This window comes from Winogradskyella sp. PC D3.3, assembly GCF_054366245.1.
Genome location: NZ_CM135962.1, coordinates 4,183,287 through 4,198,692, shown reverse-complemented (window position 1 = coordinate 4,198,692; position 15,406 = coordinate 4,183,287). Strand labels below are relative to the sequence as shown.

The 15,406-nt window shown below is 34.2% G+C and carries 10 protein-coding genes, 3 tRNA genes and 1 pseudogene; 11 read left to right on the top strand and 3 right to left on the bottom strand.

Features of this window, described 5'->3' with window-relative positions:
• The first annotated feature begins 55 nt into the window (after nt 1-55).
• The 10 genes and pseudogenes from ACXGSQ_RS18655 to ACXGSQ_RS18610 form a co-directional block, all read left to right on the top strand.
• Nucleotides 56-1,282: a Glu/Leu/Phe/Val dehydrogenase dimerization domain-containing protein gene (locus ACXGSQ_RS18655; protein ID WP_458629383.1), complete on the top strand. Its 1,227-nt coding sequence runs from the start codon at nt 56-58 to the stop codon at nt 1,280-1,282.
• Between the two features lie 5 nt (nt 1,283-1,287).
• On the top strand, nt 1,288-2,682 hold the full coding sequence (nhaD, locus tag ACXGSQ_RS18650; RefSeq protein WP_458627620.1) for a sodium:proton antiporter NhaD: 1,395 nt from the start codon (nt 1,288-1,290) through the stop codon (nt 2,680-2,682).
• Nucleotides 2,683-2,748: 66 nt separating this feature from the next.
• A complete protein-coding gene (locus ACXGSQ_RS18645; RefSeq protein WP_458627619.1) occupies nt 2,749-3,444 on the top strand; it encodes a MotA/TolQ/ExbB proton channel family protein in 696 nt (231 codons plus the stop codon).
• A gap of 1 nt (nt 3,445) precedes the next feature.
• Nucleotides 3,446-3,838: an ExbD/TolR family protein gene (locus ACXGSQ_RS18640; protein ID WP_458627618.1), complete on the top strand. Its 393-nt coding sequence runs from the start codon at nt 3,446-3,448 to the stop codon at nt 3,836-3,838.
• Nucleotides 3,839-3,910: 72 nt separating this feature from the next.
• Entirely contained in the window at nt 3,911-4,807 is an 897-nt protein-coding gene (locus tag ACXGSQ_RS18635) for an energy transducer TonB (RefSeq protein ID WP_458627617.1), read from the top strand.
• Nucleotide 4,808: 1 nt separating this feature from the next.
• Nucleotides 4,809-6,026, top strand: coding sequence for a bifunctional folylpolyglutamate synthase/dihydrofolate synthase (locus tag ACXGSQ_RS18630; RefSeq protein WP_458627616.1), 1,218 nt, complete (start codon nt 4,809-4,811; stop codon nt 6,024-6,026).
• A 63-nt stretch (nt 6,027-6,089) separates the two neighbouring features.
• Nucleotides 6,090-6,164: transfer RNA gene (locus tag ACXGSQ_RS18625), tRNA-Val, on the top strand.
• A gap of 49 nt (nt 6,165-6,213) precedes the next feature.
• A tRNA-Val gene (locus tag ACXGSQ_RS18620) sits at nt 6,214-6,288 on the top strand.
• Nucleotides 6,289-6,483: 195 nt separating this feature from the next.
• Nucleotides 6,484-6,558 (top strand) — tRNA-Val (locus ACXGSQ_RS18615).
• Between the two features lie 228 nt (nt 6,559-6,786).
• Nucleotides 6,787-7,131, top strand: a pseudogene (locus tag ACXGSQ_RS18610) (VOC family protein); the annotation flags it as partial.
• Between the two features lie 92 nt (nt 7,132-7,223).
• Here ACXGSQ_RS18610 and ACXGSQ_RS18605 read toward each other — a convergent pair.
• The 3 genes from ACXGSQ_RS18605 to gldJ all read right to left on the bottom strand — a co-directional run bounded on the left by ACXGSQ_RS18605 (nt 7,224) and on the right by gldJ (nt 11,194).
• Nucleotides 7,224-7,952, bottom strand: a complete 729-nt coding sequence (locus ACXGSQ_RS18605) for a phosphatase PAP2 family protein (protein ID WP_458627615.1) — start codon at nt 7,950-7,952, stop codon at nt 7,224-7,226.
• Nucleotides 7,953-8,078: 126 nt separating this feature from the next.
• Nucleotides 8,079-9,359, bottom strand: coding sequence for a UDP-N-acetylmuramoyl-tripeptide--D-alanyl-D-alanine ligase (locus tag ACXGSQ_RS18600; RefSeq protein WP_458627614.1), 1,281 nt, complete (start codon nt 9,357-9,359; stop codon nt 8,079-8,081).
• 155 nt (nt 9,360-9,514) lie between these two features.
• Entirely contained in the window at nt 9,515-11,194 is a 1,680-nt protein-coding gene (gene gldJ, locus ACXGSQ_RS18595) for a gliding motility lipoprotein GldJ (RefSeq protein ID WP_458627613.1), read from the bottom strand.
• Between the two features lie 324 nt (nt 11,195-11,518).
• Here gldJ and porU point away from each other — a divergent pair, with 324 nt between their 5' ends.
• Complete coding sequence (porU, locus tag ACXGSQ_RS18590) at nt 11,519-15,379, top strand: type IX secretion system sortase PorU (RefSeq protein ID WP_458627612.1); 3,861 nt, start codon at nt 11,519-11,521, stop codon at nt 15,377-15,379.
• The last annotated feature ends 27 nt before the right edge of the window (nt 15,380-15,406 follow it).

Here is a 15,406-nt window from a genome sequence, read left to right as displayed (position 1 = left end):
ATTCACTTAGATTGTTTTTTATATTTGTTATTAGATATTAAATGCACTAAAATTGATAAAAGATTTACTTCAAAAATACGAAAATAAGGAACCTGAAATCGTGTTTCATTGGAACGACTCAGAAACAGAAGCTGAGGGTTGGACTGTAATTAACTCATTAAGAGGAGGAGCTGCTGGAGGTGGAACTCGAATGCGAAAAGGATTAGATAAAAATGAAGTGCTTTCCTTAGCAAAAACGATGGAAGTTAAATTTACGGTTTCTGGTCCAGCAATTGGTGGAGCAAAATCAGGAATTAACTTTGATCCTCAAGATCCAAGAAAAAAAGGAGTATTACAACGTTGGTATGCTGCTGTATCTCCATTACTGAAAAGTTATTATGGTACAGGTGGTGATTTGAATGTTGATGAAATTCACGAGGTTATTCCTATTACAGAACAAAGTGGTGTTTGGCATCCGCAAGAAGGCGTTTTTGAAGGCCATTTTAAACCAACTCAAGCCGATAAAATTAACAGAATAGGACAATTAAGGCATGGAGTTATTAAGGTCATCGAAAACCCTAATTATTCTCCTAATGTAGGGAGGAAATATACCGTAGCCGATATGATTACGGGTTATGGTGTTGCCATGGCTGCTAAGCATTTTTACGATATTAATGGCGATGCTATAAAAGGAAAACGTGTTGTTGTACAGGGCTTTGGTAATGTAGGAGCTGCCGCAGCGTTTTATTTTGCGCAAATGGGAGCCAAAATCGTAGGTATTATTGATAGAGATGGTGGACTGATTAATAAAGACGGTTTTTCATTTAAAGAGATAACGGATTTATATCTAGCAAAACAGGGGAACACTTTAGTTGCCGATTCTATAATTCCGTTTGAAGAGATTAATGAACAAATTTGGGCTTTACAAGCTGAAGTTTTTGCACCTTGTGCCGCTTCAAGATTAGTGACTCAAGATCAAATTGATCAAATGATAAACTCAGGTCTAGAGGTTATAACTTGTGGAGCAAATGTTCCTTTTGCAGATAAAGAAATATTCTTTGGGTCTATAATGGAATATACAGATCAAAAAATCAGTTTAATACCAGATTTTATTTCAAACTGTGGTATGGCAAGAGTTTTTGCTTACTTTATGGAGCGAAAAGTACAAATGACTGATGAAGCTATTTTTAATGATACTTCTAATGTGATTAAAAAGGCTTTAAAAGAAGTTCATGAAACTAACCCAACAAAAACAGGTATTAGCGCTACTGCTTTTGAAATTGCACTAAGACAATTAATTTAATTACTATGGAAACAGTTATAATACTTGTATTTGTTATTGGCTACTTAGCAATAACATTAGAACATAATATTAAAATCGATAAATTGATTCCGGCTTTAGTGATGATGGCTATTAGTTGGGCTTTAATATCATTAGGAATCGATGACTTTGCCCAATGGTTTGATTCAGCAAAGCATAACTTAATGGATAATTTTGGTTTACTGGAGCATGAAGAGAAAATGCATATGATGGAAGAAACCTTACTTCATCATCTAGGTAAAACAGCAGAAATATTAATTTTCTTACTTGGTGCTATGACTATAGTAGAGATCATTGATTATTTCGATGGGTTTTCAACAATAAAAGGGTTTATCAAAACAAAAAGCAAAAAGAAAATACTTTGGATTTTTGGTTTCTTAGCATTTTTTCTTTCTGCCATAATAGATAACCTTACAGCAACGATAGTGTTGTTGTCAATTTTACAGAAAATAATCAACAAAAGAGATATTCGTATTTGGTATGCAGGTTTAATTATTATTGCAGCAAATGCAGGTGGTGCTTGGTCTCCTATTGGGGATGTTACCACAACAATGCTTTGGATTGGTAAAAAAGTAACTTCAGGACATCTATTTGTGTACTTGTTTTTACCATCATTAATGTGTATGTTGTTACCAACATTTATAGCGTCTTTTTTACCTGCATTTAAAGGAAATATTGATTCTGAAGAGGATGAAAATGATAAGTCTAAAAGTAAGTACAGTTCAACTATGTTGTATTTAGGTCTTGGAGGTATTGTGTCCGTTCCAATTTTTAAAACCATAACACATTTACCACCTTATGTTGGTATGATGTTAGCATTAGGAGTGGTTGCTATTTTTGCAGAGATATATAGTAATGCTAAGTTTAGTATTTCTAATCACGATTCTGCAGAAAGTGATGCTAATGCACACCATAGTCCTGTTCATTATTCTTTGTCTAAAATAGAATTGCCAAGTATTTTGTTTTTCTTAGGAATTTTAATGGCGGTTGCAGCTTTAGAATCTTTAGGAATCTTATTCGGTTTTGCAGGGACACTTCAAGAAACAATGCCAATGTTAGGAACGGAGTTACATCATGCTGGTGTTTCAGATTTGGTTGTTTTATTATTAGGGGCAGGTTCTGCAGTTATTGATAATGTACCATTAGTTGCGGCAAGTTTAGGAATGTTTACTGAGCCAATTGATAACGAATTATGGCATTTTATAGCGTATTCTGCAGGTACAGGAGGAAGTATGTTGATTATTGGTTCTGCGGCAGGAGTCGTTGCAATGGGCATGGAGAAAATCGACTTCTTTTGGTATTTTAAAAAGATTTCATGGTTAGCTTTATTAGGGTTTTTAGCAGGTGCCATTACCTTTATGTTTACCAGAACTATATTTTAATACACATACTTTTGTTTAAAAACAGACGTTATACAAATAGTTAAAAATAATTTCAATTTTTATAATATGATATCACTAAGTGCTATTCAAGATGAAGTAGAGGTTTTAACTGATGGAGAATCAGTAGAAAAGACTTTATCCATAATAGAATTAATTTCAAGCGGAGGAACATCAGGAATAGTGATTATTCTTATTTTATTCCTACTCTTAATTGTCGCTACGTTTATTTATTTTGAACGTATTTTCGCTATAAAAGCAGCGTCTAAGGTGGATTCAAATTTTATGAATCAAATAAAAGACCACGTGAGTAATGGTAAAATAGATTCGGCACAAATGTTATGTGCACAGCAAAACTCACCAGTATCGCGATTAATAGCAAAAGGTATAACGAGAATAGGTAAACCTTTAGAGGATATAAATACAGCGATTGAGAACGCAGGACGATTGGAAGTCTATAATCTAGAAAAAAATGTTAGTGTACTAGCAACAATTTCAGGTGTCGCTCCAATGATTGGGTTCTTAGGAACTGTTGTTGGTATGATCATTTCAATTTTCGAATTGGCAAATGCAGGTGGAACGATTCAAATGGATGTTTTAGCCAGTGGTTTATACACCGCTATGACAACAACCGTAGCAGGACTAATTGTTGGTATTATTGCTTATGTAACCTATAATCATATCGTGGTTAAAACGAATAAGGTGGTTTACCAAATGGAAGCCAATTCTGTTGAGTTTTTAGATCACTTAAACGAACCTATCTAATATGAACATTAGAGGACGAAATAAAGTAACACCAGAATTCAATATGGCGTCAATGACCGATATTGTATTCTTGTTATTAATCTTTTTTATGATTGCGTCAACTTTAGTAACAACTAATGCTATTGATATTGTGTTGCCTAAAGCAAGTGGTAAGACAGAAAATAAAAAATCAACAGCGGTTAGTATCAAAAAAGATTTGACTTATTATATCGATCAGAAGCGTGTAGGTGAAAGTGTTTTAGAGTCACAATTGATAGCTATAATGGCGTCGCAAGAATCTCCTACAATAGTACTACGTGCAGAAAAATCTGTTCCTGTAGAAAATGTAGTAAAGGTGATGGATATTGCTAACAGAAATAAATTTAAAGTGATATTAGCTGTGCAACCGAATTAAGCGGCATCATTTTTGAAAACAACTTATTCTATCTTGTAAGGTTTTAAAACCTTATAGGTTTACATAAAACAAATGAAATATTTAGAGACCAAACACGAACGTAATTCTGCAAAAATCACAGCCCTTATTGCTTTGATATTACTATTGCTATTGTTTGTTGTAGGGCCTCAATATATGGATCCACCAGAAGAATACGGTGTCTCTGTAAATTTTGGAACTACAGATTTTGGTAGTGGAAATAAACCGCTAAGTGAACCAAAAAAAGCGGTTGAAGATAAAATTGTCGAAGAAAGTGCTGTTGAAGAAGTTGTACCTGAAGAAACACAAGTGGCACCTGCAGAAGCGGCAACAAAAGCAGAAGAGGTAATGACACAAGATAATGCCGAAGCCATTGCAATTAAAAAGCAAAAGGAAGCAGAGGCAAAGGCACAAGCAGCAGAAGCGAAAGCGAAAGCTGAGGCCAAAGCCGCAGCAGAAAAAGTGGAACGTGAAAAACGTGAAGCTGAAGAAAAGAAGCGCGCTGAAGAAGCTGAGAAAAAGAAACAGCTAGACAACCTTATTGGTGGAGTAAAAAATGCCTCTGGTAATACTGATGGAGGAGAAGGGCCAGATAGCAAAGGGGGTAATAAAGGACAACTCGATGGGGATCCTTATGCTACTAGTTATTTTGGAGGTTCTGGCCCAGGAAAAGGTGGAGTCGGTTATGGTTTAGGAGGTAGAGGGGTACCGCAAAAAAAGATTTATAAGCAAGAGTGTAATGAATATGGTCTTGTGGTAGTAAGAATTGAAGTGAACCAACAAGGTAAAGTTACTAAGGCTGTACCGGGTATTAAAGGGTCCACAAATACAGATCCCTGCTTATTAGAGCCGGCAAAAAAAATAGCGTTGTCTCATAAATGGCCGGCAGATGCTGATGCACCAACAACTCAGGTTGGTTTTGTAAGTATTAATTTTGATGTAGGTCAATAGAATGAATTATCAAGATACGGTGAATTGGATGTTTCAACAACTTCCAATGTATCAGAATAAAGGCAACTCAGCTTTTAAAAAGGATTTAACGAATACCATTAATTTAGCGAAGCATTTAAACCATCCTGAAGATCGTTTTAGATCTATTCATGTTGGTGGTACAAATGGTAAAGGATCTACAACGCATATGCTTGCTTCAATTTTGCAAGAAGCGGGTTATAAAGTAGGTTTATATACCTCGCCGCACCTAAAGGATTTTAGAGAGCGTATTCGTATTAATGGTAAGGTTATTAAGGAAGAATCTGTTATTGGGTTTATTGAACGAAATAAAGCATTTCTAGAAGCAAATCAACTGTCTTTCTTTGAAATGACAGTTGGTATGGCATTCGAGTATTTTGCTAACCAAGAAGTCGATATTGCTATTATTGAAGTTGGATTAGGTGGACGTTTAGATTCTACAAATATTATCACCCCAGAATTATCTGTAATTACCAATATTGGATACGATCATATTCAAATGTTAGGAAATACGCTTAAGGATATTGCTGGTGAAAAAGCAGGCATTATCAAACAAAATGTTCCTGTTGTCATTGGTGAAACACATTCTGAAACTGAACCTGTTTTTAGGGCCAAAGCAAAAGAAAAGCAATCAGATATTTATTTCGCGGATCAACTGATTGATACCATTGTAGAAAGTGATTTAAAAGGTGCATATCAAACTCATAACATAAAAACGGTTTTACAATCGGTAAGGGTTTTAAAGAATATGGGATTTAATATTTCTGAAAAGAACTTAGAAAAAGGGCTTTTAAACGTCACTGCAAACACGGGTTTAAAAGGGCGTTGGCAGATTTTAGGAGCTAAACCAAAGATTATTTGTGATACAGCTCATAATAAAGAAGGTTTAACTTCTGTAATGAAACAATTACAAGAGGAGGCATTTAATCAACTTCATATTGTCTTTGGTGTTGTTAATGATAAAGATTTAGAGCATATAATTCCTTTATTGCCAAAGGCGGCTAGGTATTATTTATGCAAACCAAATGTGCAAAGAGGGCTGAATGCTGAAATCTTGAAAAGAAGTTTTGTAAATAATGGTTTAAATGGGGAAGTTTATAATAGTGTTAAATCTGCTTTAAGTATCGCAAAATCAAATGCTAAAGTAACAGATTTAATTTATGTTGGCGGAAGTACTTTTGTGGTTGCAGAAATTATTTGATTTTTATTGCGAAAATATTTTGAGATATTAAAAACTATAGTAACTTTGCAGTCCTAATAAATAGGGCGACTAGCTCAGTTGGTTCAGAGCACTTGGTTTACACCCAAGGGGTCAGGGGTTCGAATCCCTTGTCGCCCACAAAGTTCACAGAAATGTGAGCTTTTTTTATACGTTACTTCATTTATTAGGGCGACTAGCTCAGTTGGTTCAGAGCACTTGGTTTACACCCAAGGGGTCAGGGGTTCGAATCCCTTGTCGCCCACATCAAAAAAAATCCCGATTTACAAAAGTAAATCGGGATTTTAGCTCCAAAAAAGGACCAAGGCAACAGCTTGAGTTGCTTTTTTGGAGTTAAAATTCCTAGAATCGCTCAAACGATTCGGGATTATATTTGAAGGAGTGGTTTCGTATTTTAATTTACAAAAAAACTCGAAATGGTTTTTGAAAACAAAAATAGGGGTCATTAACTCAGTTGGTTCAGAGTGTCACGTCGACAACGTGGAAGTCACTGGTTCGAATCCAGTATGACCCACAAACATTGAAAACGTCTACATGTAAGTGTGGGCGTTTTTTGTTTATACACTGGGTTAAAACTCATTATATAGCCTTTAGAAAATGAGCAATAAAAAGTACGAAAGCAGTTAAGCGTTTATGATAGATTAAGATAATTTTAGATGCACTATTTGTTGAATTAAAATTTAAAATCACGAAAGTACAAGCCTATTTATCCTTTAAAGGAAATTGTTAAGAAGCACTAAAATTCTACAGTAATTTATTTGATGCTGATATTGTTAATCGTCAAACTTATGCCGATAAAAAGATAGATGTTCCATCTGCTTATCGCGAGAAGCTTCAACATGCTGAATTAAAGGGAAATAATGTCTATTTTATGGCGTATGATGTTTCTCCAGATACTACGCTTAATAACAGAAATCAAATTCATATGAGTATTGAAGCTACAGATAAAACTCAGGGCAAAAAACTATTTGAATTGCTGTCAGAAGAAGGTCGAGTTCACCATGATTATCGGGAAAGAGAATGGGGCTATTTTGGACGATGTACTGATCGATTTGGTATGGGTTGGATGGTTAATCATAATGAGTAAAATAGGTAAGGTTACACCTTGTAAAAAAAACGTCTTTTGAATTATTTTGTAAAAGACGTTTTGCTTAGCGTTTTATTGGAAGGTTTATAATATTAAGCGTTAGCGTCTTTTCTGTAAATCTTAATAAATGTAAACATTAATGCGCATAGAATAACCCATATAAAACCTGCAATATAACCTCCTACAATATCAGAAGGAAAGTGTACCCCAAGATAAATGCGGCTTATACCTATGCTTAAAATAAGAAAGATTAATAAGGTAATAATAGTAAACTTTAAAAACGAATTGATTTTAAAACGATAAAAAAGATAAATTAAGAAACCATAAAAAGCCATAGCCGTCATGGCATGTCCGCTAGGGTAGCTTAATGTTTCTACAGAGACTAAGTGTTCTAATTCTGGTCGCGAGCGGTTTATTATTTTTTTTAAAATGATATTAGAGCTTAATGCGAGTAGCATAACGACGCTAAGTTGAACGACATATTGCCACTTCTTTAAAATAAATAGAAATGCCAAATTACATAGTATAAATACAATGGTATAACCGTAAACATCTCCAACATTGGTTATAAATATAAAATATTGTGTAAGTGTAGGGGTTCTATAATTGAGTATATAGGCAGTTGTATTGGTGTCAAATTGAGCTAAGCTCGTTGTTTTAAGGTTTTCTGTTAATTCAATGAATACATTGATACTACCAATGACTACAAATATGGCAATCATCGAAATTATAATGTAAGGTAATTGCTCATTGTCCTTTTTAAATAATCCGGACAGTAATTGCCTAATCTTGTTGATTACTATTTTTATTTCATTTTGCATGGTCTCTTCAAAATCTTGTTTGAGCAGATTGGTAGCTTAAAAATCCAACGTACGAGTTAGAAACAGTGGTATTAGTTCATGGTATTATGAGTTGTGTTTCTTTCTTAAAGGGCACATTGTTGAGGTTTATAGGTGGTCTAAAATTCGCTCTAAAGCCATGCCACGAGAACCTTTAATTAAAATTGTCGCATTATTGAGCTTAAGTGTTTTTAGATGTGTTTTTAAGTCTTCAAAATTAGAAAACTTAAGCGTAGTATCATTTGTTGTGGTTTTGTAAAAATTCTTCCCGATAATAGAACAGTTCGTTCCGAAATAGGATTCAATAAAATCTACAATAAATTGATGCTCCTTTTCGGCATCTGTGCCTAATTCAAACATATCACCAAGAAAAAGGTATTTGTTTTCGGCATTGAGTTGTTTGAAGTTTTTAAGGGCAGCTAGCATACTTGTAGGATTGGCGTTGTATGCATCGAGTACAATCTTAGAGGTTCCTTTTTCTATAATTTCAGAGCGATTGTTATCTGGTTGGTAGAGTTCTATGGCTTCTTTTATGCTTTTAGTATTTACTTTAAAATACTTACCTATGGCAACTGCAACGGCTATGTTTCCATAATTGTAATCACCAATAAGCTGACTGTTAATTAAAGTGTTGTCATAGGATAGGGTTACGTAGGGATTTGCACTTTTAAAAGTGATGTTGCAATCCGTATGTGAACCGTTACCAAACGTGATAATATTTGTGTATTCCCCAATTTGTCTCACCTGTTTTTTGTCATCATTATTTATAAATGCGGTTTTCTGATTGTGTTTTAAATAATCAAATAATTCAGACTTTGCTTTTATAACTCCTTCTACACTTCCAAAGCCTTCAAGATGTGCTTTACCAAAATTAGTGATTAGACCAAAGTCGGGTTGTGCAATTTTACATAGGAATTCAATTTCCTTTTGATGGTTAGCTCCCATTTCTACTATTCCAAAATCTAAAGCTTTTGAAAAACTTAATAAGGTTAGGGGTACACCTATATGGTTGTTTAAGTTTCCAACCGTCGCTTTGACGTTGTATGTGGTTTTAAGAACGGCATTAATAAGTTCTTTGGTGGTTGTTTTTCCGTTACTGCCAGTTAATGCTATAATAGGGATGGTAATCTCTTTTCTATGGTATGTGGCGAGTTCTTGAAGCGTGGTTAATACATCATCAACATAGATGCAGTTTTCATTTATAACGGCGTCAGCACTGTCAACAATACAGTATTTTGCTCCACCAGAAAAAGCTTGGCTAGCAAATTTGTTGCCGTCAAAATTATCACCTTTTAAAGCAAAGTACATACAGTCTTGCTGTAGTTTTCTTGTGTCTGTAGAAATAGAAGAACAGGTCTCAAATTTTTGATATATAGATTCGATTTTCATGTATTTATGTTTAGTGCTCTTCAGCGATCACGTGTGGCTTATTGGTTATCATGTATTATAATGATGGTCATTTCAACACGTTTGTTTGGTAGGCTTAAAAATAAAAAAGTCCTGATAAAATTATCAGGACTTTTTAAAATATTATTTAACGTTTGTTAATTACGTCTTTTTCCACCTTTTTCGCTTTTAGATCCTACTCTAGAAACAGCACATCTAAAACCAATATAGTCTGTAGCCATATCTTGTGGGAAATAACGACGTTGTGCTGGGTCAATCCAGTACGCTCTATCTCTCCAAGAACCACCTTTGTAAACTCTAACTTCATCATTAATTAATGACGTTCTGCTGTTAGATTGGTCATATTCTCTAACCATAGTACCTTCTGTAGAATCAACTTCAACTCTGTGTTTTGGTGAATTGTACATTTTACTAGTGGTGTTTTTATCAACATCAGATTCGTCAAAACTTTCTCTGTAATAACGAGAAGAACGCTTATCACCATCTCTAAAGTTTCGGTTATCACTTTGACTAAAGTTAGTTCTTAAATACGTTTCATTTTCGTCAACTGGAACTTTAGCAATTTCGCCTGGTAAATCTCTAGCTACAATTTTACCGTTACTTAACGTATCGTATACAATTTCATCAACAGTAACAATTTTTACGGTACCATCTTCGTTGATGGCATTTTTAGTGTAGACATTACCTCTATAGTAGTTAAAATCGTTAAATTCATCATCTACAATAGGTCTGTAAACATCGGCTACCCATTCTGCCACGTTCCCTGCCATGTCATATAAACCATAATCATTTGGCTCGTAAGTTTTAACTTCTGCAGTAATATCAGCACCATCGTCAGACCAACCTGCAATTCCACCGTAATCTCCTTTACCTTGTTTAAAGTTAGCTAATTGATCACCACGGTTTACACGTTTTCCAGATCTTGTATATTGACCATCCCAAGGGTATTTTTTACGCCCTCTATAAACATTATATTGACGTAACTCACTCATGCCTAACGCAGCATATTCCCACTCTGCTTCAGTTGGTAGTCTGTATTTTACTGGAATTAATCCAGATTCTCTATTTGCATAAACATTTATAGGGTTTCCTTCTGCATCCACTTGTTGTCTACGTTGTCCACCTTCTAATACTTCAGCGTTACCGCCATAAGTTTGTGATGGGGCATTGATATAGGTGTCAGTGCTAAATGTGCTTTCAGCATTTACATCTGTATATTGTGCATCTCTTTTTATATAACCAGCTTCTTGTAATGATAATTCTGCTACACGGTCAGTTCTCCAATTAGCATATTCTACAGCTTGGATCCAACTCACACCAACTACAGGGTAATTTGCGTAACCTGGGTGACGTAAATAGTTTTCAGTCATCATTTCATTATAACCTAAACGATTTCTCCATACTAACGTGTCTGGAAGTGCTCCTTTGTATATTAAAGCATAATTAGGGTCATCTGGTGGGTATACGTTTTTTAAATAATCTAAATAAAATAGATAATTCACATTCGTAACTTCAGTTTCATCCATGTAGAATGACTGAATATGTTGTTGTGTTGGAGTGTTATTCCAATCATGCATAGGATCATCTTGAACTTTACCCATTGTAAAAGTTCCACCTTCAACGAATGCTGTACCAGGAGGAGTTTCCTGTTCTTTAAATTGTGTGTTGTACTGAAAACCACCTTTTTTATCGTTGATTTTCCAGCCTGTGGCACTATCTACATTGCCAGAATTAGAAGAACGGTTGCAACTTACAATTGTAGCGCAAAGCGTAACTGCTATTAAAAATTTTAGGTTTGAGACATGTTTCATATCCATAGGTTTAAATAAGCTCGTTTAATTTTAGAGTCGCAATATAGTAATTAAAGGTAAACCCACAACTTTTTTTTATGTGTAAATATAAAAAATGGTGCATTTCATCCTTTTTTTTGAACATAACAACGGATATTTTTCAATTTGCCGATGTATTTTGCCCTTTAATAACGAGTGTAGTAATGATTTATTGTTGTATTTTTGAAATAAAAAATGTGAAGTCATAATAACGGTCTTTATTAGTCGTTATTTTATTGTAAAATACAAGAATTTGTTAAAATGATGGTATCTCTTGTTATTCTTATAGAGACTAACACCGAAAATGAATAAATGAAAAATTGTTATTTAATCGCTCTACTCTTATTTACAGCGCTTTGCTTTGGGCAGCAAAAACAATTCAATATAAATTGGAATGGCTATAAAGTTTTAGAAACTGGATATAGTAAAATTGAAGTTCCCGGATTTGATGAGGATCATTTTAGTTATAATGATGAAAACGGAATTGTCTTTTTTGCCCAATGGGAAAGTGACGGAAGTCAAATTGATGAAAACTCGGTGTCGCTTACAAACATCGTTTACGAATCGATTTCTTCTGCTGAATTAAAAGATTTGAATCTAGAACTTATACAAAATACCCCAAAGTTTATATTAAACAACACAAATGCGAGAGGTCAATATGCGCATTATTTTGAATTAACCCCTATTGTAAATGATAGAGGTGTCTATAAGAAAATAACAGCTTTTACTGTAACCTATAATCTTCAATCTAGTCGTTTTAGTAATAGTGTAATGGGGGTAACGGAAATAACAAACTCAGTATTAAGTTCAGGACAGTGGTATCGTTTCTATATTGAGGACTCTGGCGTGTTTAAATTGTCCAAGAGTTTTTTGAATAATTTAGGCGTTAATACTAATTCTGTTGACCCAAGAACGATTAAGATTTATGGAAACGGAGGTCGAATGTTACCTTTAGAGAATGCTGCTAATTATCCTTTTGATGTGGTAGAAAATGCGGTGAAGTTTGTGGGAGAAGAAGATGGTCGCTTTGATAATGCTGACTATATTCTTTTTTATGGTGAAGGGCCTAAAACGTTTAACGAAGAAAGTGATACGAATTTAAATTTATATACCGATAAGACCTATTACTATGTTAATGTGAGTTCTGGTAACGGAAAGCGCATACAAGCCATGCCTACAATTAATGCTGCTGCAGATATTGAAATTAATACATTTCAGGATTATCAATTTTATGAAGTTGATAAGTATAACCTAGCAAAACTTGGACGTCGTTGGTTTGGTGATGATTTTGATATTGAAAACCAACGGTCTTATGAGTTTGAATTTCCAAACTTGGTTACAAGTATTCCAATAGATTTTGAAGTCGCTATAGGTTCTGTTTCAGAAGTGGCAACCACTATGAAGGTTTCTGTAAATGGTAACGAGGTTACGACTATGGGACTAGGAGTGATAAATCCAGGTTCTCTTTTGGGAACGGCAGTACAATACAATCAACCACAAACAGTATCCTCAGATATTGTTACGGTAGATTTTGAGTATAACAATAATGGGAATCCATCTGCAAATGCATATTTGGATTTTATTAATATTACTGCTACTCGCGATTTAAAATACGAAGGAGAACAGTTGGTTTTTAAAAACAAAGATGTTGTACTTACTCCAGGGATTGCTCAGTATAATCTTTCAAATGCTGCCAGTGTTAGAGAAATTTGGGATATAACCGATCGTTTTAATGTGAGAACAACAGTAAATTCGGATAATGCTAGTACGCTTTCTTTTAAAGCACTCTCTGGTGAAAAAAGAGTTTACTTAGCGTTTTCTAATTCTAATGTTTTTATCCCTAAAACAGATTCGAGAACTGTTGTTGCTAATCAAAATTTGAAAGGCACGATTTTTACTAATGCGCAAGGACAGTTTGAAGATATCGATTATATCATTTTAGCTCCGTCTCAATTTTTAACACAAGCCGAACGCTTAGCTGAGATTAATAGAAATCAATATAACCTGAATGTCAAAGTTGTAGATATACAAACCATATACAATGAATTTAGTACAGGAAGTCAAGATATTGCAGCCATACGGAATTTTATTAAATACGTGTATGACAACGCAAGCACTCCTAGTAAACGGTTAAAATACCTTTGCCTATTTGGTGATGGCTCTTATGATTACAAAAATCGAATACGTAATAATACCAATTTAATACCATCTTGGTACACGACTAGTAGTTTTAGTTTAACGAGTTCATTTGTTTCAGATGATTTCTATGCCATGTTAGATGATAACGAAGGAGGAATGTCTACCGCTATAGATCGTATGGATATTGCTGTTGGTCGAATTTTAGCAGAAGATGTGCAGCGCGCTAAAGAAATGGTCGATAAAATAAATACGTATTATCAACCAGAAGCTTATGGTAGTTGGAGAAATAACATCCTTCTTATCTCTGATGATGTAGATGAAGCTTGGGAAGAAAGATTACAACAGACGACAGATGATTTAGGAACCACTTTAGATGAAGAAAAACCATTTTTAAATGTTATAAAGATTCATTCAGATGCCTTTGAACAAGAATCATCGGCTGCCGGAAATAGATATCCTAAAGTTAATGAAGCCATAAAAGATGCTATTGAAGTTGGAGCACTCGTGGTGAACTACTTTGGACATGGAGGTGAAGATGGCATTGCCAAAGAGCGAATTTTTGATAAAATAGACTCTCAAGAAATTAATAATATTTGTAAATATAATTTGTTTATCACAGTAACGTGTGAGTATACCAAATTTGATGATCCCAACAGAGATACTGCAGGTGAATATACCTTTTGGAATACAACAGGTGGTGCTGTTGGCTTAATTACAACAACAAGACAAATAATTGTATCTGTAGGAGAATCTTTAAATAAAGTTTTAGATGACTATTTATTTGGATTCGAATCTAATGATTATGTGTCGATGGCAGAAGCATTACGATTGACCAAGGTAAATAATAGTATAGCTGGTTCTAATCAAAAGCGCTTAGTGTTTTTTATTGGTGATCCTGCAATGAAATTAGCCTTTGCACAGCCAGATATCAGGTTAACAAAGGTTAACGATGTAGAGATTACAGAACCTATCGATGTGCTTAAGGCTTTAAGTTATACAAAACTGGCAGGTGAAGTGGTAGATACTAATGGTAATCTGTTATCTAACTATAATGGTACGTTAACCGCTACAGTGTTCGATAAAGAAATTGCGAGACAAACCTTAGGGAACGATGGTGTTACAGATACGGATGGTAGTCTTATCATTATGGATTTTACAACTTTAGGTGAAGTTATATTTAAAGGTCAAGCAAGTGTTGTAAATGGTCAATTTGAATTTGATTTTATTGTGCCTAAAGATATAGGAATACCAGTAGGGAATGGTAAAGTTAGTTTTTATGCACAAACGGCGAATCCGCTTTCAGATCAGGCAGGTGCTAATTTTGATATTCAAATAGGAGGTATAAATGAAAATGCTCCAGAAGATAATATCGGACCTGTAATTAACTTATATATGAATGACGAAAACTTTGTTTCAGGTGGTATTACAAATGAATCCCCAGTATTACTAGCAAAGCTTCAAGATGATAATGGAATTAATACAGCTAGTGGTATCGGTCATGATATTACGGCCATTATTGATGGTGATGAAACGAATCCAATAATATTAAATAATTATTATCAAGCAAATTTAGATGATTACACTAATGGAACAGTGTCTTATCCTTTTAGAGATTTGGAACCTGGTTTACATACCTTAACATTAAAAGCTTGGGATGTTTATAATAACTCTTCTACTGCAGAAATTCAATTTGTAGTTTATGATAAAGATGAGGAGTTAGTTATAAATAATGTTTTAAACTACCCGAACCCATTTGTTAGTTATACGGAGTTTTGGTTTAATCATAATAGTGTAGAGCCTTTAGATATTTCGGTACAAATATTTACTGTTTCAGGTAAATTAGTACGGACATTAAATGGACAAACTTCGGGAGGAAGTAAGGCTGTAAGTTCGTTGTCTAAAGATATTGTATGGGATGGAAGAGATGATTTTGGTGATAAAATAGGAAAAGGAGTCTATGTTTATAAACTAAAAGTGAAATCTAACCGTTTAAATAAACAGGTTGAAAAAATCCAAAAACTTGTTATACTATAATAATAATTTATATTTGCTAACGAATTA

Coding starts and splice junctions, on each gene's coding strand:
- nhaD (WP_458627620.1), top strand. CDS start 1,288: ATGGAAACAGTTATAATACTTGTATTTGTTATTGGCTACTTAGCAATA.
- ACXGSQ_RS18645 (WP_458627619.1), top strand. CDS start 2,749: ATGATATCACTAAGTGCTATTCAAGATGAAGTAGAGGTTTTAACTGAT.
- ACXGSQ_RS18640 (WP_458627618.1), top strand. CDS start 3,446: ATGAACATTAGAGGACGAAATAAAGTAACACCAGAATTCAATATGGCG.
- ACXGSQ_RS18635 (WP_458627617.1), top strand. CDS start 3,911: ATGAAATATTTAGAGACCAAACACGAACGTAATTCTGCAAAAATCACA.
- ACXGSQ_RS18630 (WP_458627616.1), top strand. CDS start 4,809: ATGAATTATCAAGATACGGTGAATTGGATGTTTCAACAACTTCCAATG.
- ACXGSQ_RS18605 (WP_458627615.1), bottom strand. CDS start 7,952: ATGCAAAATGAAATAAAAATAGTAATCAACAAGATTAGGCAATTACTG.
- ACXGSQ_RS18600 (WP_458627614.1), bottom strand. CDS start 9,359: ATGAAAATCGAATCTATATATCAAAAATTTGAGACCTGTTCTTCTATT.
- gldJ (WP_458627613.1), bottom strand. CDS start 11,194: ATGGATATGAAACATGTCTCAAACCTAAAATTTTTAATAGCAGTTACG.
- porU (WP_458627612.1), top strand. CDS start 11,519: ATGAAAAATTGTTATTTAATCGCTCTACTCTTATTTACAGCGCTTTGC.